This is a genomic window from Pseudomonas xionganensis (assembly GCF_009763245.1).
Lineage (GTDB): Bacteria > Pseudomonadota > Gammaproteobacteria > Pseudomonadales > Pseudomonadaceae > Aquipseudomonas > Aquipseudomonas xionganensis.
The window spans coordinates 1,709,076-1,726,620 of record NZ_WKJZ01000001.1 but is presented as its reverse complement, the minus strand read 5'-3'; the positions used below and the strand labels follow the sequence as shown (position 1 = coordinate 1,726,620).

The following is a 17,545-nucleotide window of genomic DNA, read 5'->3' as shown; positions in this document are numbered from 1 at the left end:
CGGAGATTGCCCATGACGCCCTATGCCCTGACCTATGTTCTGCACCTGCTGGCGGCCCTGATCTGGGTCGGCGGCATGTTCTTCGCCTGGATGATCCTGCGCCCGGCGGCGGTCGAAATACTCGATGCACCGGCACGTCTGCGCCTGTGGCTGAATGTATTCAAGCGCTTCTTCGTCTGGGTCTGGCCGGCGGTGCTGGTGCTGCCAGTAACCGGCGTGGGCATGCTGCACCTGGGCTTTGCCGGTTTCGACAATGCGCCGCGTTATGTGCAGATCATGATCGGCCTGTACCTGGTGATGCTGGCGCTGTTTCTGCGCATCCAGTTACTGCAGCTGCCACAGCTGCGCCGCGCCGTGGAAAGTGAGGACTGGCCAGCCGGCGGCGCCGTGCTGGGCAAGATTCGCCGTCTGGTGGGCAGCAACCTGATTGTCGGCCTGCTGCTGGTGAGCCTCGCCGCCGCCCGCCCGACCTTCTAAGACGCAGGCCCGGCTCGGCGAGCCGGGCGCATGAGCAAGCGCTTAGAAACGCACCAACTCCAGCTGCCCCGCTGGCCCCGGAGCGCCGGCCTTGCCAGGTTGCCCCGGGCGGCCATCGGCAGCGCCCTCAGTGCTGTACAACCAGCAGCCCTTGCTGACACCGCCGCGCCCGCCCTTGCCGCCGGGGCCGGCCGCGCCACCCTCGCCGCCGTCCACACGGATCTGCAGCAGCTCTGCGGGAACGTCCAGCGGCAACTCGACGCGCACCCGAGCCCCCGGGGCCCCGGCCTGGCCATCGCCACCGTCATGACCGTCATGGCCACGGCTGGCCTGACCCCAGGTGCAACCGCCCGCTTCACCATCGGCGCCATCCAGGCCGGAATAGCCCGGCGCCCCGGCACCACCCCGGGCATCCACCAACAACATGTCGGCAGACAGACTGTGTAGCCGCAGGATCAGGCTGCGTCCGGGCTGCGCCGGCTGTTGCGCCGTACCCTTGGCGCCACGGGCGCTGATCTGCGCGCCCGTGGCCACCTGGCCACTGTCCACCAGTAGCTGCAGGGGCTGCTCGCCGGGCGCCAGGGCGATACGCGCCTCACTGCCCAGCTGCAGTTCATCGACACGGATTTCACTGACGCCAGCGGGAATCAACAGCGTGCCACGCTCGGCGATCGCCAGGCGCTGCAAATGCAGTACCTGGCTGCTGGTCGGCAAACGTATCAGGCTGTTAGCCCCGACCTCAATCACGCTCTGAGCCAGTGCGATAGGGCTGCACAAGGCCAGCAGGAGTAGGCCGTTACGCATTTTCCGCCTCCATGGGCAAGCCCTCGGCTGGCGTTTTCTCAGTCTGCTCATGCGCCAGGCCAAGCAGGTGAAAAATGCCGAACAGCAGTACCTGGAACATATCCATTGCCGGCTTTTGTCGACTGGCCAGACGCTGTTTGAAGATCAGGTACTCGGCGCCGTGCAGAAGCAGGACAGCCCCCCCCATCACCTGCAGGAGCAAGGCAAAGGGCTGCGCGAATGGCTGCAGCAGATTGGCCAGCACTACCCCCCAGAACAAGGCAGTCAAGCCCTTGCCCAGCATCATCAGAACTTTCATCCGGTCGAGCCCCCGCTGATTTGTTGTTTGCACGCACCTTAACCGCTTTGCCAACGCACAGCCAGGGGCCGGCCGCGCGGGGCAGTTGCAGCGCCGATCGCCAAGCTGCTCATCACGCTGCCGGGGACAAACAAAAACGCCCCAATTGCCTCAGCCTGATTCAACGGCTGAAGCAATTGGGGCGCAGCTTGGGGACACGAGTCTTATCTGCCGTACCTGCGCGCAGGGAAACGGCAACAGACCCTAGGGCACCACTTCGACCGCAGCTTCGACGCGACGATTAAGGGCACGGCCCGAATCGCTGTCGTTGTCGGCTATGGGCCTGGACTCGCCGTAACCCACCGCAGAGACGCGGCCACTGTCGATGCCATGCTGATTGACCAACACATCGCGCACGGCATTGGCACGCCGCTCGGACAGGTTCTGGTTGTAGGCATCGCTGCCCACCGCATCGGTATGGCCTTCAACCGTGGTGGAGGTCTGCGGATACTGCTTCATAAAGTCGGCCAGGCTCTGGATATCACCCTGACTGTCCTCCTTGACCACGGCCTTGTCGAAGTCGAACTTCACATCCAGTTCGACCCTGACCGCTTCGGCCATGGGTTCCGGTTCAGGCTCCATCGGAGCTGGAGCACTGGCATATTCCTTGAACGGGCAGCCATTGTGATGGACAGGCGTATTGGGTGGGGTACCGGGGCAACGATCGCGGCGATCGAACACACCATCGCCGTCTTCATCACCATCCTGGGCGTAACAGATCAGCGTGCCGATGACCGCACCGGCCACCGCACCACCGGCTGCCCAGGTGGAACTTTCGATTGCGCCAAGGCCGCCACCGGCCAGACCACCAAGCGCTGTGCACAGGGGCCAGTTCCCTTGGTTCAGCGGCGCATCTCCCGTACTGGAAGTTGTGACGCACCCCGAAAGAACACTGCTGACCAAGAGAATGGGGGCCACCCCCGTTAGAAATCTGGATCTCATGGTGGAATCTCCTGTCATACCGGTCGTTGCCGGTCACTAAGGAGTAAAGACCCAGCAGCCACAATCGACAAGGCCGGCGCTGCGAGAAACTGCAGCGCCGGCCTTTGGGGTTACCGCTTACTGACGGGCTTCGACTTCGGCTTCAACGCGGCGGTTGATGGCACGGCCATCAGCAGTGGCGTTATCGGCCACCGGACGGCTTTCACCGTAACCTACGGCGTTGACGCGTTCGCCACCGATGCCGTACTGGTTGACCAGTACATCACGCACGGCATTGGCACGGCGCTCGGACAGACCCTGGTTGTAGGCATCACTACCCACGGAGTCGGTGTGCCCTTCAACCACGGTGGTGGTCTGCGGGAACTGGCTCATGAAGTCGGCCAGGTTCTTGATGTCGCCATAGCTTTCCGGCTTGACCACGGCACGGTCGAAATCGAACTTGACGTCCAGTTCCACACGCACGGCTTCAGCAGGCTGCTCCATCGGCGCTTCTTCAACCACTTCCTCGACCATGGCCACCTGCTCTTCGCCGGCACCATGCACCCAGCAATAAGCAGCCGCCATACCAGCACCGACCACAGCGCCACCACCGGCCCAGGTCGAGCTTTCAATCGCGCCCAACGCTGCACCACCAACGCCACCGACAGCCGCGCAGGTCGGCCAGTCGGTTTTCTGCAGGCCGGCGCAACCTGTCAACAGGGTGCTGGCGACAATCAGGGGTAATGCTTTCCTAGTGATGCTCATAAATTACGTCTCCTATTGGTAAATCGGCTTAAACCGATAACGTTGAAGTAAAGACCTCTGTCTGCAAAAAAGCCAGGCTTTATAAGGCCTGCAGCGATATTTCATGATGCCAATCAATATTCAACAGGCAAATTCACACCGAGCCATCACGCCAGCCTGGATACAACTCACCCGAATACTTGCTACAGCCAATACAAACGATGCGAACATATGCGACAGCGCTTAGGTTCCAACGCACACTGCCTCAGAACCGTGTTGACGCAACGCCCGAGGATGATTGATGACCGCCCAGCTTTCCACCCGTACTCCCCAGCAGGCCATCGCTGCCCTGCTTGAGCGCTATCGACCCGAACACTTGCTGCTACTTGGCGCCAGCGAGCTGCCCGCCGTGACGGCCTTTGCCCAGGCCCACGGCCACTGTCAGATCACCCAGGCCCCCGCCGCGCCCCTATCAGTCGAGCTGGCCAGCCGGCGCTACGACCTGGCCGTGGTGGTCGACTGCCTGGAGCATCTGCCCAAGCGCCAGGGCCTGGAGCTGCTCGGTGGCATTCGCAATCTGAATGCCAGCCGCATGGCGGTGCTGGTGGACCTGGCGGCCTGCGCCTGGCAGGAAACCGACTTCTTCGCCCTGGCCCTGCAGGCCGCCGAGAAGTTCCAGCGCGAAGGACAGACCCTGCACCTGTTTACCTACGATCTGCTCGACTACAAGCAGGTTCCGGACTGGCTGAATGCCAAGTTCTGGGCCAACCCGGAGAATTTCGGCAAGTACTGGTGGTAAGGCCATGAACAACGCGCCCTGCCCCTGCGGCAGCGAAATACCACTGCCACAGTGCTGCGGCCGTTTCCACGACGGCCAGCGACCAGCGAATGCCGAAATGCTGATGCGCTCGCGCTATAGCGCCTACGCGCTGGGACTGGTCGATTATCTGGTACAGACCACCCTGCCGGCACAGCAGGCCGGACTGGATCGCCAGGCCATCAGCGCCTGGAGCCGGAACAGCGAATGGCTGGGCCTTGAAGTGGAAAGCCATGAACCGCAAGGCGGCAATCCTGCCCACGCCTATGTGACCTTCGCCGCCCACTGGCGCGACGCTCAGGGTGAACACAGTCACCGGGAGCGTTCAGCCTTTGTTGAACACAACGGTCACTGGTTTTTTATCGACCCGACCGTGCAGCTCAAGGCAGGTCGCAATGACCCATGCCCCTGCGCCAGCGGGCAGAAATTCAAGAAGTGCTGCGCGGCGTACTTCAGCTGATCGCGATCAAGCCCGGGCCACCTCGAAGGCAGCCTCTCATTCCTGCAGTTTGATATGGGAAATATCCGGCGGTGGCCCCGCCGGCGCCTTTTTCGCCTCGCCCATATCGCTGCCCACCGGAGCCAGGCTGAACTGGGACAGATCCAGCGGCGGAGCATCCACATCCGGCTTGTCGTCCTGCAGGTCATCGCCCAGGGGGGCGATGCCAAAATCGGGGGCATCGACACCGACAAAGGCCGCCATATATTCATCCCGTGGCACAACCTTCAGTCGCCCCGGCGCCCCTTGCGCCGGCGCGGCCGCTGGCTGAGTCGGCGCGGGTGCAGCCAGCGGCTCAGGCGGTGGTGCCAGTTCGATTTCCTCGATCTCCTCGGCCAGGGCACAAACCTCGACCAGGGCGCCGGCACGCTCCAGGGTGGAGCGGTATTTTTCCGCCGCCGCTTCATCCAGATTGCTCTTGATCACGATGCGTCGACCGGAAAACAGCAAGGCCAGGCGCTGGGCATCGGCCTGAAACAGCTTGGCCAGATTGGCCTTGACCGACTCCAGCTGCGCCCCTGGCATCAGCTGCGCAGAAAAGGCGATCTCGTAACGGGCCATGGTCATACTCCTGTCCTATTTGCACTCCAGTATGGCGCAGGTTTTTTTGCCCCTACAACAGGTTGCAGGCGGGCACTTGCTTGTTACACTGATGCGTCATTCGGAGTATGCAATGTTTTATCAGGCGCAAACGATAAGAATTCTTAGCCTATTGCTGTTGTTCTGCTTCCTCGCGGGTCTCGGCGGCTGTTCAAGTACGTCAGGAAACTTCAAGGATCCGGAAGTCCGCCTGGTCAAGGTGGATGTGGTCAAGGCCAAATTGCTGGAGCAGCGCTTCAACCTGCGCTTTCGCATCGACAACCCCAACAGTTTCAGTCTGCCAGTGCGCGGCCTCGACTACGTGGTGCATCTCAACGGCGTGCCGCTGGCCACGGGGGAATCCACGGCCCGCTTCACTGTCCCGGCCCATGGCCATCACAGCTTCAACGTGCCGGTACGGACCAATCTCTGGCGTCATCTGCGGCAGATCGTCAAGGCGCTGGAAAAACCGGACAAACCTATCCCCTATCGCCTGCAGGGCAGCGTCAAGACCGGCTGGATGTTCGGCCGCAGCGTGCATATGTCGCGCAATGGCGAGATAATTCCTGGCGATTACATCCCGGAGTAGTTCTGCATGACCCAGCAACCCCACGTTCACGGCCCCGACTGCAACCATGATCACGATCACAGCCATGATCATGGTCATGTGCATGGGCCGCACTGCAACCATGGCCACCAGGAGCCGGTGCGCAACGCCCTGAAGGACGTTGGTCGCAACGATCCCTGCCCGTGCGGCAGCCAGAAGAAATTCAAGAAATGTCACGGCGCCTGAGCCAAGCATGAACGCCCTGCATCTAGCCTGGTTTCTCGGCAGCCTGCTGATTGTCGGCCTGGCCGGCTACGCCCTGTATCTGTGGCGCCAGGTCTGGGCGCGCCAGCGCGCCCAGACCCAGGCTGAACGCGAGCGCCAGGAGCGCATCGGCGGCGATCTGCAAATCCTCGCCGGCAGCCTGCTGGAAGGCCAGCTGCCGTTGATCGAGGGCGCCATCCGCATCAAGGTGCTGCTGGATAACTACGACAGCCAGCTCAGCCGCGACCAGCGCTGTGAAGTGTTCCACCTGCTCTTCGAGGCCACCGCCGAGGTGCCGACCCATGCGGCCTGGAAGGCCCTGGACAAGCAACAGCGCCGTCAGCATGAAAAGCGTTTCAACGAGCTGGAGCTGCAGCACAAGGCCGCCGCTCGCAGCGCCGCCCGCTGGCTGCTGGATGAAGGCCTGGAGCAGCCGCGCAAGCGCGCCTGAATCGGCCTTGCCAGGGCAGTGATGACTGTCTAACGTGTGATCCACCCAAGCCTGGCATTGCCAGGCTTTTCTCGTTCTGCAAGGAGCTGCAGCATGCCTGCGCGTGCGTTTCGTCCCCTGGCCCACCTGGGCCTGATTGCCAGCCTGAGTGGCGCCATTGCCCTGAGCGGTTGCCAGTCCTTCCTCAACAGTCGCTATGCCGCCAGCGTGCCCCCGGACCAGGGCAGCATGCAGGTCAAGGGGCTGGCGCAGAGCGTGGTGATCCGGCGCAATGCCTTAGGGATGCCGCTGATCGAGACCAATACCTTCCATGACGCCCTGTTCAGCCTGGGCTATGTGCATGCCAGCGATCGCCTGAGCCAGATGGTCGGCCTGCGCCTGATGGCCGAGGGGCGCCTGGCGGAGATGACCGGCCCCGGCGCATTGGAGATCGACCGTTTTATGCGTGCGGTCAATCTGCGCGCCAGCGCCGAACAGCTGTATCGCGGCGCCTCGCCACGGCTCAAGCGCTTCTTCGAGGTCTACGCCCGCGGCGTCAACGCCTACCTGTTCCGCTACCGTGACAAACTGCCGATGGACCTGGCCGAGTCGGGCTACCGCCCGGCCTACTGGACGCCCGAGGACTCGGTGCTGGTGTTCTGCCTGCTCAACTTCGGCCTGTCGGTCAACCTGCAGGAAGAGATCGCCAGCCTGATCCTGGCCCAGCGCGTGGGCAGCGACAACCTGGCCTGGCTGCTGCCCAGCTACCCGGACGAGCCGCTGCCCTTCGAGGAGGCCAAGAAGCTCAAGGGCCTCAACCTCCAAGGCGAACTGGCTGGTCTGGAAAGTATTGACGCCGCACTCAGCCAGTTCAGCCAGGCCCATATGCTCGGCGTGGCCGCGTCCAACAACTGGGCCATCGCTCCGCAGCGCAGCCGTGGCGGCAAGAGCCTGCTGGCCAACGACACCCACCTGCCGCTGTCGCTGCCCTCGGTGTGGAACTTCGTGCATATCCGCTCGCCCAAATACTCGGCCGCCGGGGTATCCATCGCCGGGGTGCCGGCGGTGGTGGCCGGCTTCAACGGCAAGCTGGCCTGGGGCATGACCATGGTCATGGGCGACAACCAGGACCTGTTCCTGGAGCAGGTCAAGCGCCAGAACGGACGCCTCTACTATCTGGCCGATGGCCAGTGGCTGCCGGCCCGGGAGCGCCAGGAAACCTTCTTTATCAAGGGCCAGCGGCCCATCCGCGAAACCCTCTACGAAACCCGCCACGGGCCGCTGCTCAACTCGGTGCTGGGTGAGCGCAAACACCCACTGCAGCCCCTGCAACTGCAAAGCGGCTATGGTCTGGCCCTGAAGACCGCTCAATTCGAAGCCGACCAGAGCCTGGACGCCTTCTTTGACCTGTCCCGCGCCCAGTCGGTGGAACAGGCCTTCGACGCCGCCCGGGAAGTGCGCGCCATGCCGCTGAACATCGTCTTCGCCGACGAACGCCATATCGGCTGGCAGGTCACCGGTCGCTACCCCAACCGCCGTGCCGGCCTGGGCCTGATGCCCTCCCCTGGCTGGGACAGCCAGTACGCCTGGGATGGCTACGCCGACCCCATGCTGCACCCCTATGATCAGGATCCGCCGCAAGGCTGGCTGGGTACCGCCAACCAGCGCACGGTGCCGCGTGGCTACGGCATGCAACTGTCCAACTCCTGGTACTACCCGGAGCGCGCCGAGCGAATCGCCGAACTGGCCGGCAGCGGCCGCCACGACCGGCAGAGCATGATCGCCATGCAGTACGACCAGACCTCGCCCTTCGTCGCCAAACTGCAGGCCGTGTTCAACGCTCCGGGCATGCATGACCCGCTGCGCCAGGCCATCGCCGCCCTACCGGCTGCCGAGCGGAGCAAGGCCGAGGAAGCCCTGCAGCGCCTGCAGGCCTTCGACGGCAAGCTGAGCGCCGACTCCGCCGATGCCGCCCTGTATGGCGCCTTTCTGCATGAAAGTGCCCGGGCCATCTTCCTCGACGAACTGGGCCCGGACACCAGCCCGGCCTGGCAGGCTTTGGTGGAAACCGCCAACGCCTCCTATTCGGCCCAGGCCGACCACCTGCTGGGGCGCGACGACAGCCCGTTCTGGAACGATGTGCGCACTGCGCAGCGCGAAGACAAGCCGGCCATTCTCGCCCGCAGCCTGGCTGCCGCCGTCAGCCTGCTGGAACAACGCTTCGGCGCGGATCGACGCGCCTGGCAGTGGGGCAAGCTGCATAGCTACGAATGGGTCAGCGACAGCAGCAAGATGGCCCCCCACCTGAGCGCCAGCCAGCGCAGTAGCCTGGGTGCGCTCAAGGGCTATCTGGATCGCGGCCCCTACCCTGCCGGTGGTGATCACAGCACTCTGAACGTCTCGGCCTACAGCTGGGGGCAGGATTTCGACACCTGGCTGATCCCGGCCATGCGCATCGTCGTCGACTTCGCCGCTGCCGAGCCGCTGATCGGTCTCAACAGCTCCGGCCAGTCCGGCAACCCCGCCAGCCGCCACTATGCCGACGGTATCGAGGCCTGGCGCAAGGGCCAGTACATGACCTTCCCCTTCCGCGCGGAGAATCTGGACAAGGCCTATGGCAACCGCCGGTTGATCCTGCTGCCGGCCCGCTGATGACCGTTCGTCGGCATCACTGAACTAATCCGCCGAAGCGCCAGTCACAGTATTCGACTTACTCCATAGATCATCGTTTAAGGCGCCTCTGGCGCCTTTTCTTTTTTGCAGCCTCCGCACCTGCGACGCGGGCCGCGCTGCAAAAATAATGGCCATTTCATATCAACGCACTGAACTTTCCTGACCAGGGCCACTCAGAGACTGTGCATCGTGTGAAATCTCCTGGCGCCTCTGGCGCCTATTTTTTATCCCGCCTTTTATCCAGCCCCTCTGGCCTGCCCATTCGCGCCGGATCACAGTAAGCTTGGCAGCTGTTCGCGCCGCAGCCCCCTGCCGCGCCGCATCTCGCCAAGGACCTCTGATATGAGCAATCGCCAAGCCGAAATCGCCGCCTCCCTCGACGTGGTGCCGCCCTTCGCCGACGAAGCCGCGCTGATCCACGAGATCGAGCGGCGCAAGGCCTTTATCAAGCAGTGCCTGCGTAACGCCGGGCTCAAGGTGCTGGTACTGGGTATCAGCGGCGGGGTCGATTCCCTGACCGCCGGGCGCCTGGCCCAGTTGACGGTGGAAGAGCTGCGCAGCGAAACCAGCGACAACGCCTACCGCTTTATCGCCGTGCGCCTGCCCCATGGCACCCAGCACGACGAGCAGGATGCCCAGGACTCGCTGCGTTTTATCCGTGCCGACGAGGAAGATACGGTCAATATCTCGGGAAGCGTGCAGGGTCTGGGCGAACAAGTCACCCATCTGCAGCAACTCAGCGAGGCCCGCCGCGACTTCGTGACCGGCAATATCAAGGCGCGTATCCGCATGGTCGCCCAGTTCGCCATCGCCAATGCCAACAATGGCCTGGTGATCGGCACCGACCATGCCGCCGAGGCTGTGATGGGCTTTTTCACCAAATTCGGTGATGGCGCCTGCGACCTGGCGCCGCTGTCCGGCCTGGTCAAGGGCCAGGTACGGGCCATCGCCCGCCACTTGGGCGCCCCCGAGCACCTGGTGATGAAAACCCCGACCGCCGACCTGGAAGAATTGCGCCCGGGCAAGCCGGACGAGGAAGCCCATGGCGTGACCTACGCCGAGATCGATGCCTTCCTGCATGGCCAGCCCGTCAGTGAACAGGCCTATGCCAGCATCGTGCGCACCTATGACGCCACCCGGCATAAGCGCGAACTGCCCCTGATTCCCTAAAACCAACATGCAGCAAAAAGCCGGGCAACGCCCTAATGCTGTTCATTTAAGGCAGCGCACGCTTAGCGCCCCTCTCCCATTTATGGGAGAGGGGCTGGGGGAGAGGGCTGGAACGCGGCAAAACCGCCAGCTTCCCCCTCTCCCTAACCCTCTCCCCAGAGGGGCGAGGGGACTGATTGCGTTCCACCGTTTCTTATGTGAACAGCATTAGGGCAACGCCCAGCTTTCTCACATTTTAAAAGGCTCAGGCCTTGGGCAGAGTCACACCCAACTGCCCCTGATACTTGCCACCACGGTCCTTGTACGACACCTCGCAGGCCTCATCCGACTGCAGGAACAGCATCTGCGCCACGCCTTCATTGGCGTAGATCTTCGCCGGCAGGGTGGTGGTGTTGGAAAACTCCAGGGTCACGTGACCTTCCCATTCCGGCTCCAGCGGCGTGACGTTGACGATAATGCCGCAACGCGCGTAGGTGCTCTTGCCCAGGCAGATGGTCAGCACATCCCGGGGAATGCGGAAGTACTCCACGGTGCGGGCCAGGGCAAAGGAGTTGGGCGGAATAATGCACACGTCGCTCTTCACATCGACAAAGCTCTTCTCATCGAAGTTCTTCGGGTCGACGGTGGCCGAATTGATATTGGTGAATACCTTGAATTCATCGGCGCAGCGCACATCGTAACCGTAGCTGGACACCCCGTAGGAAATCAGTCGTTCATCACCTTCGGTGCGTACCTGGCGCTCGACGAAGGGTTCGATCATGCCGTGCTCTAGGGCCATACGGCGAATCCACTTATCCGATTTGATGCTCATACGGGCTTCCTGAATGGGCTGTTAATAAAAGTCGGGCGTTCCTGATCAAGACGGATCCAGCCCACTGAGAGCCGCACGGATACGCTTCCCCATACGGCCTGCACCTTTGGCGCGAACCAGCCGAAGCTGACCGGCACTGATTCGGCCCGCGATCTTATCACTATGGGCCAGGCCCCTCACAGGCTCGGTCTCGACGGATTGTTCTTTAACCCTGCAGCTGTGCGCGCCACTGTGCCAACCAACCCAGCCCGGCCTGGGTACCCGCCGAGCCCGGTCGATACTCGGCGCCCAACCAGCCCTCGTAATGAACGCTGCGCAAGGCCTCGAGCGCGGCAGCAAAATCCACGCTCCCCGAGCCCGGCTCCCCACGGCCCGGACAATCGGCGAACTGCACATGGCCAATACGCGTGCCCAGCAGTTCGATACCGGCGCCCAGGTCCAGGCCCTGGCGAGCCATATGGTAGAGGTCGAACTGCGCCGCCAGGTTGGGCTGATCCACCGCCCGCAGCAGCTCGTCCAGTTGCTGCGGGGTATTGATCAGAAAGCCCGGCATATCCAGGGGATTGATGGCCTCGACCAGCACTTCGATGCCAAGCCGGGCAAAGGCCTCGGCCGTCTGCTGCAGATTGCCGATCAGGCAGGCCATGGCCTGCTCGCGGCTGACACCCTCGGCCAGACGCCCTGCCAGCACATTGACCTTGGCCGGGCGCACCATGGCCGCGTAGCTCAGGGCCTGCTGCAGGGCCGCGTCGAACTCGGCCTGGCGCGCCGGTACCGCCGCCAGGCCAGGGCCACCGCTCATCAGATCGCCCGCTGGCAGGTTGATCAGCACCAGGGGCAAGTCGGCGGCCGCCAGCAAGTCCTTGAGCAGCAAAGACGGCAGCTCGTAGGGGAACTGGATCTCCACCCCGGCAAAGCCGGCGACCCGCGCCGCCAGGATGCGCTCGCGCAGGGGCAGTTCGGTAAACAGCAACGACAGGTTGGCGGCGATCTTCACGGCTGCGGCTCCCGGTACAGCTGTACCAGGGTGGCCGGGTCCTGCTGCAGATAACCCTGGCTGCCATGCAGACGCATCAACTGCGCCGCCAGGCCGCTGATGGGGGTGGCGCTGCCCTGCTCGCGGGACAGTTTGACTGCCGTATCCAGGTCCTTGAGCAGGGTGCGCACATGCCACTTGATCGGTTCGAACTCACTGGCGGCCATCTGCGGGGCGAGAATCTGCAGTGGCTTGGAGTCGGCAAAGCCGCCAGCCAGAGCCTCGGCCAACAAACTCGCATCCACCCCGCTGCGCTCGGCCAGGGCCACCACCTCGGCAATCACCAGAGCATTGCAGGCGACGATCATCTGGTTGCACACCTTGGTCACCTGGCCGGCTCCCACTTCGCCCATACGGGTCAGGCGCTGACCCAGATGGGCCAGGATCGGCCGTGCCCGCTCGATATCCGCCTCACGGCCACCGGCCATGATCGCCAGGGTGCCACTGGCAGCCCCCGGCGTACCGCCAGACACCGGCGCATCCATCCAGTGCATGCCGGTACGCGCTTCAAGCTCGGCGGCCATTTCCCGGGTCGCGGCCGGCTCCAGGCTGGAAAAGTCCACCAGCAACTGGCCGGGGCGCGCGCCCTCGACGATGCCGCCGGGGCCGAAGACCACCTCGCGCACCACCTCGGTATTGGCCAGGCAGAGCATGACGATATTGGCCTCGGCACAGAGCTCGGCCGGAGTTTCCAGCACATGGGCACCCTCGGCCTGCAGCGGCGCACATTTGTCAGGACTGCGGTTCCAGACACTCAGAGGATAACCGGCGGCGAGCAGGCGACGACTCATGGGCAGGCCCATCAGGCCAATACCGGCAAAAGCCAGGGCAGGCAGAGAGGTGGACATAGGCGAACTCCGGCAAGGTGATGCGGCTATCTTAACCCAGCATAATGCCGCCACCGGCTGCTCGCCGGACATGGATTGCTTTATACTCCGCCGGCTTTCCCCGCTATTGAACCGGAGAACCCACCATGCTCAAACACACCCTGGCGCTCGCCGCCGGTTTCGTCCTGTCCGTTTCCGCCGTATTCAGCCACGCAACCGATGTCCTCAGGGTCTCGGCTATCCCCGATGAAGCCCCCACCGAACTGCTGCGCAAGTTCAAGCCCCTGGGCGCCTACCTGGAACAGCAACTGGACATCAAGGTGCAGTTCATTCCGGTCGCCGACTACGCGGCTGTGGTCGAGGCCCTGGCCGCCGACCGTGTCGATCTGGCCTGGCTGGGCGGCTTCACCTTCGTCCAGACCCGCCTCAAGACCGGCAACGCCGTGCCTTTGGTGCAGCGCGCCGAAGACGAGAAGTTCACCAGCAAGATCATCAGCGCCGACCCGGCCGTGCAATCGCTGCAGGACCTCAAGGGCAAGACCTTCGCCTTCGGCTCGGTGTCTTCCACCTCGGGCAGCCTGATGCCGCGCTTTTTTATGCTGCAGGACGGTATCAAGCCGGAAGATTTCTTCAGCCGCATCGCCTACTCCGGCGCCCATGACGCCACCGCAGCCTGGGTGCAGGCCGGCAAGGCCGATGGCGGCGTGCTCAACGCCGCGGTGTGGGACAAACTGGTTGCAGCCGACAAGGTGGACACCGACAAGGTGCGCGTGATCGCCACCACCCCGCCCTACTACGACTACAACTGGACCGTGCGCGGCAACCTTGACGCCGAGCTGCAGGAAAAAATCCAAGCCGCCTTCCTCGCCCTCGACCCGGCCAACCCCGAACACAAGGCGATCCTCGACCTGCAGAGCGCCAGCCGCTTTATCGAGACCCGCGCAGAAAACTACCAGGGCATCGAAGAGGCAGCCCGCGCGGCCGGCCTGTTGAAGTGAGCATCCGCCTGTCTGGCGTGGGCCTGACCCACGCCAACGGCCAGGCTGCGCTCAGCGCAATCGATCTGCAGGTCAACCCAGGCGAGCGCCTGGCCATTATCGGCCCCTCCGGTGCCGGCAAGACCAGCCTGCTGCGCCTGCTCGCCACTGCCCTGCAGCCCAGTGCCGGTCAACTCGAACTGCTCGGGCAAACGCCCTGGTCGCTCCCGACCCGGGCGCGCCAGCGCCTGCGCGCGCGCATCGGCCTGATCCACCAGGCGCCACCCCTGCCACCCCGGCAGCGCGTGGTCACCAGCGTGCTGGCCGGCAAACTGGGGCAATGGTCCCTCGCTCGCGGCCTGCTCAACCTGCTGCATCCGCTGGATATTCCCGGCGCACGCGAGGCTCTGGCACGCCTGGATCTGGCCGACAAGCTGTTCCAGCGCTGCGACCAGCTCTCCGGCGGTCAACTGCAACGGATCGGCATCGCCCGGGTGCTGTATCAGGCCCCCGAGCTGATCCTCGCCGACGAACCGGTCTCGGCCATGGATCCGGTGCTGGCTGGGCACACCCTTGGCGTCCTGAATGATGAAGCGAGCCAGCGCGGCATGACCTTGCTGGCCAGCCTGCATGCGGTGGATCTGGCCCTGGCGCACTTCCCGCGCATCATCGGCATCCGTGAAGGGCGCATCCTGTTCGACTTGCCACCCGCGCAGATCAGCCAGGCCCAGCTCGACGCTCTGTACGCCAATGAACAGCTGCAACCCCTGCCGAGTTCGCCATCGCCTGCGCCCCTATGCATCCAGATTCCGCGATGTTGAAACCCGACCACCACGACCCGGCCGCCCTGCCGCGCCTGCTGCTCACCCTGCTGGCGCTGTTGCTGCTGTGGCCAGGCCTGCACCTGAGCGAGCTGAACCCGGCGGTGCTGCTGGAGCCAAACAATGCGGCCAATATGGGCGGTTTTCTCGCCGACTTCTGGCCGCCGGCCCATGATCGCGAGTTCCTCGCCCTGCTCGGTCGCGCCACCCTGGAGACCCTGGCCATCGCCACCGCAGGGATGGCCCTGGCTCTGCTGATCGCCCTGCCCGCGTCGCTGTTGGCCAGCCGCGCCCTGTCACTCTCGGCCATACACCGGGGTGGCCGTCCGGCCGGGTGGGCACGGCTGGCGCGTTGGCCGGTGCGAGGCCTGCTGATCGTGCTGCGCAGCGTGCCGGAAATCGTCTGGGCTCTATTATTCGTCCGCGCCGTGGGCCTGGGCCCGACCGCCGGGGTGCTGGCCATCGCCATCACCTATGCCGGCATGCTTGGCAAGGTTTACGGAGAAATCTTCGAATCCCAGGACCCGCGCCCCAGCCACGCCCTGCAGGCCGCCGGTAGCGGCCGCCTGCTGGCCTTCGCCTATGGCGTACTGCCCAGCGCCAGCGCGGAGATGCTGTCCTATACCGTGTACCGTTGGGAATGCGCGATTCGCGCCTCGGTGATCATGGGTTTTGTCGGAGCCGGCGGCCTGGGCCAGCAGATCGACCTGTCCATGCGCATGTTTGCCGGTGGCGAAGTGGCCAGCATGCTGCTGACCTTCCTCGCGCTGGTGCTGCTGGCCGATCAGATCAGCCGCCTGCTACGCACGAGACTGCTATGAAGGCCCCCATCCGCTGGCCCACCTACGCCCTGTTGCTGGCCCTGCTACTGGCGGTGGTCTCTTCATTTCATTTTCTCGGCATCGACCTGAGTGCCCTGGCGAGCGGCGACAGCCTGCAGCAGATGGGACTGTACGCAGCCGGATTTATGCGCCCGGACTTTTCCCCTGGGCACCTCAAGGCCATCACCCAGGGCGCCCTGGAAACCCTCGCCATGTCGGCCATGGGCACCCTGCTCGCCGCCCTGCTCGGCCTGGCCCTGGCATTGCCGGCCGCCGGACGCTTCGGCGCGCTGGCGCTGCACCTGAGCCGCCTGATACTCAACGCCTTGCGCGCCATCCCCGAGCTGGTATGGGCCGCCCTGATGGTGCTGGCTGCCGGCCTTGGCCCCAATGCCGGCACTCTGGCCCTGGCCCTGCATACTGCCGGCGTGCTGGGCCGACTGTTCGCCGAAACCCTGGAAAACGCCCCAACCGAACCGGCCGACGCCATTCGCCTGAGCGGCGGCGGCGCCATCAGCGCCTTCTGTTACGGCACCCTACCAACGGTGTGGCCACAACTGCTGGCCTACTCCCTGTATCGCTGGGAAAACAATATCCGCATGGCCAGCGTACTCGGCTTTGTCGGCGCCGGCGGCCTGGGACAGATGCTCTATGTATCGCTCAGCCTATTCCAGGAAGCCCAGGCCGCCAGCGTAATCCTGGCCATGCTCTTGCTGGTACTGGCAGTGGACGCACTCAGCGGCTGGGCACGGCAGCGCTGGGTCAGCCACTAGCCCAGGGGGCTTTGCACCCCGGCAAAGGCCTGGCCGAGGACATGGGTGTAGATCTGTGTGGTGCGGACATCGGCATGCCCCAGCAACGTCTGCACCGTGCGGATATCGCTACCGCGACGCAGCAACTCAGTGGCAAAGCTATGACGAAAGGTATGACAGCCGGCGGACTTGTTAACACCCGAGCGACGCACCGCCTGCCTGACCGCCTTCTGGATCGAGCTGACATGTACATGGTGGCGCACAATGCTGCCGTCTTCATCCGCGCACAACCCGGATGAAGGAAACAACCACTGCCACTCGAACGACATTGCCGCCGCCGGATACTTGCGCCTCAAGGCAAAAGGCAGACTGACCGGGGCCTGATAAAAGCTATCTTTCTGCTTCCAGGCCTCGAACATGCGCTGGCGCCGCTCAAGCAACGGCTTGATCAGCGATGCCGGCAGCAAGGTGGTGCGATCCTTGGCCCCCTTGCCATCGTGCACGGTGATCACCTGCCGATCAAAATCCACATCCTTGATCCGCAAACGTGCCGCCTCCACCACCCGCAGCCCCGCCCCGTACATCAACGCAGCTAACAGTTGATAGGGTTGAGCCAGCAAGTCGATGATCTGCGTGGCCTCGACATGAGTCAGCACCACGGGGATGCGCCGCGCCCGCTTGGCCCGCACCACCTCACCCACTTCACCCAATGGCTGCTGCAACACCCTGGCGTAGAGAAACACCAACGCATTCAGCGCCAGATTCTGCGTAGCAGCGGCTACCTCGCGCTCCACCGCCAGCCAACTGAGAAAAGCATTAACCTCCACCGCCCCCATCTCTGCGGGGTGGCGCAATTTATGAAAGCGGATAAAGTAACGAATCCAATACCAGTAGGCCTTCTCTGTACGGATACTGTAGTGATGCAAACGCATCACCGCCCTCACTTGCTCACGCAACCGAGGCTTGGAGACTGAACCATCCATGCCGAGCCCCTTAAGCTGTATTTCCATACAGTAGTAATGGTAGAGCAAAAAGCGGAAGTCAAGCGAATACATGCTTACGCAGACAGCATGAGCCTAAAATGTTGATATAGAAGGACTTTTATGAGGGCCAGCGATCATTCAAAACGGGATTATGCAGAAGGCACGGCCTTAGCATTAACGAAGAATTCCATCTAATCACTGTTAAGTGTCTTCAGGAAGAAATCATGGAATTCAAAGTAGGAAGTTTCACCTTCG

Annotated in this window: 20 protein-coding genes and 1 pseudogene; 12 read left to right on the top strand and 9 right to left on the bottom strand. The window is 63.5% G+C overall.

Features of this window, described 5'->3' with window-relative positions; genetic code table 11:
• Window positions 1-12 precede the first annotated feature (12 nt).
• Entirely contained in the window at window positions 13-477 is a 465-nt protein-coding gene (locus tag GJV18_RS07945) for a CopD family protein (protein ID WP_160344228.1), read from the top strand.
• A gap of 42 nt (window positions 478-519) precedes the next feature.
• On the opposite strand, the gene GJV18_RS07940 is transcribed toward GJV18_RS07945, so the two are convergent.
• The 4 genes and pseudogenes from GJV18_RS07940 to GJV18_RS18630 form a co-directional block, all read right to left on the bottom strand.
• Entirely contained in the window at window positions 520-1,281 is a 762-nt protein-coding gene (locus GJV18_RS07940) for a collagen-like protein (RefSeq protein ID WP_160344226.1), read from the bottom strand.
• The gene (locus GJV18_RS07935; RefSeq protein WP_160344224.1) at window positions 1,274-1,579 is read right to left on the bottom strand and encodes a DUF1145 domain-containing protein; all 306 of its coding nucleotides are present in this window, start codon (window positions 1,577-1,579) and stop codon (window positions 1,274-1,276) included. The genes GJV18_RS07940 and GJV18_RS07935 overlap by 8 nt, the downstream gene beginning before the upstream one ends.
• Window positions 1,580-1,822: 243 nt before the next feature.
• Window positions 1,823-2,578: an OmpA family protein gene (locus tag GJV18_RS07930; RefSeq protein WP_407692336.1), complete on the bottom strand. Its 756-nt coding sequence runs from the start codon at window positions 2,576-2,578 to the stop codon at window positions 1,823-1,825.
• A gap of 99 nt (window positions 2,579-2,677) precedes the next feature.
• Window positions 2,678-3,031, bottom strand: a pseudogene (locus tag GJV18_RS18630) (OmpA family protein); the annotation flags it as partial.
• 553 nt (window positions 3,032-3,584) lie between these two features.
• Between GJV18_RS18630 and GJV18_RS07920 the strand changes: the two are divergent.
• The gene (locus tag GJV18_RS07920) at window positions 3,585-4,082 is read left to right on the top strand and encodes a DUF6231 family protein (RefSeq protein WP_160344220.1); all 498 of its coding nucleotides are present in this window, start codon (window positions 3,585-3,587) and stop codon (window positions 4,080-4,082) included.
• A 4-nt stretch (window positions 4,083-4,086) separates the two neighbouring features.
• Window positions 4,087-4,560, top strand: coding sequence for a YchJ family protein (locus GJV18_RS07915; protein ID WP_160344218.1), 474 nt, complete (start codon window positions 4,087-4,089; stop codon window positions 4,558-4,560).
• Window positions 4,561-4,596: 36 nt separating this feature from the next.
• On the opposite strand, the gene GJV18_RS07910 is transcribed toward GJV18_RS07915, so the two are convergent.
• The gene (locus GJV18_RS07910; RefSeq protein WP_160344216.1) at window positions 4,597-5,160 is read right to left on the bottom strand and encodes a hypothetical protein; all 564 of its coding nucleotides are present in this window, start codon (window positions 5,158-5,160) and stop codon (window positions 4,597-4,599) included.
• A 112-nt stretch (window positions 5,161-5,272) separates the two neighbouring features.
• Between GJV18_RS07910 and GJV18_RS07905 the strand changes: the two genes are divergently transcribed.
• The 5 genes from GJV18_RS07905 (at window position 5,273) to nadE (ending at window position 10,262) form a co-directional block, all read left to right on the top strand.
• The gene (locus tag GJV18_RS07905) at window positions 5,273-5,767 is read left to right on the top strand and encodes an LEA type 2 family protein (protein WP_160344214.1); all 495 of its coding nucleotides are present in this window, start codon (window positions 5,273-5,275) and stop codon (window positions 5,765-5,767) included.
• A gap of 6 nt (window positions 5,768-5,773) precedes the next feature.
• Window positions 5,774-5,971: an SEC-C metal-binding domain-containing protein gene (locus GJV18_RS07900; RefSeq protein ID WP_160344211.1), complete on the top strand. Its 198-nt coding sequence runs from the start codon at window positions 5,774-5,776 to the stop codon at window positions 5,969-5,971.
• A 7-nt stretch (window positions 5,972-5,978) separates the two neighbouring features.
• The gene (locus tag GJV18_RS07895; RefSeq protein ID WP_160344209.1) at window positions 5,979-6,440 is read left to right on the top strand and encodes a DUF2489 domain-containing protein; all 462 of its coding nucleotides are present in this window, start codon (window positions 5,979-5,981) and stop codon (window positions 6,438-6,440) included.
• Window positions 6,441-6,533: 93 nt separating this feature from the next.
• Window positions 6,534-9,071: a penicillin acylase family protein gene (locus tag GJV18_RS07890; RefSeq protein WP_160344207.1), complete on the top strand. Its 2,538-nt coding sequence runs from the start codon at window positions 6,534-6,536 to the stop codon at window positions 9,069-9,071.
• Window positions 9,072-9,434: 363 nt separating this feature from the next.
• The gene (nadE, locus tag GJV18_RS07885) at window positions 9,435-10,262 is read left to right on the top strand and encodes an ammonia-dependent NAD(+) synthetase (RefSeq protein WP_160344205.1); all 828 of its coding nucleotides are present in this window, start codon (window positions 9,435-9,437) and stop codon (window positions 10,260-10,262) included.
• Window positions 10,263-10,506: 244 nt separating this feature from the next.
• Here the strand turns inward: nadE and dcd are convergent, their stop codons facing one another.
• The 3 genes from dcd to GJV18_RS07870 all read right to left on the bottom strand — a co-directional run bounded on the left by dcd (window position 10,507) and on the right by GJV18_RS07870 (window position 12,957).
• Window positions 10,507-11,073, bottom strand: a complete 567-nt coding sequence (gene dcd / locus GJV18_RS07880; RefSeq protein WP_160344203.1) for a dCTP deaminase — start codon at window positions 11,071-11,073, stop codon at window positions 10,507-10,509.
• A gap of 205 nt (window positions 11,074-11,278) precedes the next feature.
• A complete protein-coding gene (locus GJV18_RS07875) occupies window positions 11,279-12,070 on the bottom strand; it encodes a hydroxypyruvate isomerase family protein (protein ID WP_160344201.1) in 792 nt (263 codons plus the stop codon).
• Window positions 12,067-12,957 (bottom strand): NAD(P)-dependent oxidoreductase, encoded by an 891-nt coding sequence (locus tag GJV18_RS07870; protein WP_160344199.1) that lies wholly within the window; start codon window positions 12,955-12,957, stop codon window positions 12,067-12,069. The genes GJV18_RS07875 and GJV18_RS07870 overlap by 4 nt, the downstream gene beginning before the upstream one ends.
• Window positions 12,958-13,082: 125 nt before the next feature.
• Here GJV18_RS07870 and GJV18_RS07865 point away from each other — a divergent pair, with 125 nt between their 5' ends.
• From GJV18_RS07865 to phnE, 4 genes are read left to right on the top strand one after another with little or no spacing between them, the layout of a single operon-like run.
• Window positions 13,083-13,934, top strand: coding sequence for a putative selenate ABC transporter substrate-binding protein (locus GJV18_RS07865; protein WP_160344197.1), 852 nt, complete (start codon window positions 13,083-13,085; stop codon window positions 13,932-13,934).
• Window positions 13,931-14,734, top strand: a complete 804-nt coding sequence (locus GJV18_RS07860; RefSeq protein WP_160344195.1) for a phosphonate ABC transporter ATP-binding protein — start codon at window positions 13,931-13,933, stop codon at window positions 14,732-14,734. Before GJV18_RS07865 ends, GJV18_RS07860 begins: the two co-directional genes overlap by 4 nt.
• Window positions 14,728-15,555 carry a PhnE/PtxC family ABC transporter permease gene (locus GJV18_RS07855; protein ID WP_160344193.1) on the top strand — a complete coding sequence of 276 codons (828 nt, stop codon included), beginning with the start codon at window positions 14,728-14,730 and terminating at the stop codon, window positions 15,553-15,555. The genes GJV18_RS07860 and GJV18_RS07855 overlap by 7 nt, the downstream gene beginning before the upstream one ends.
• Window positions 15,552-16,328: a phosphonate ABC transporter, permease protein PhnE gene (gene phnE, locus GJV18_RS07850; protein ID WP_160344191.1), complete on the top strand. Its 777-nt coding sequence runs from the start codon at window positions 15,552-15,554 to the stop codon at window positions 16,326-16,328. Before GJV18_RS07855 ends, phnE begins: the two co-directional genes overlap by 4 nt.
• Here phnE and GJV18_RS07845 read toward each other — a convergent pair.
• Window positions 16,325-17,290: an integron integrase gene (locus GJV18_RS07845; protein WP_160344189.1), complete on the bottom strand. Its 966-nt coding sequence runs from the start codon at window positions 17,288-17,290 to the stop codon at window positions 16,325-16,327. The two genes, phnE and GJV18_RS07845, sit on opposite strands and share 4 nt — an antisense overlap.
• Between the last annotated feature and the right edge of the window lie 255 nt (window positions 17,291-17,545).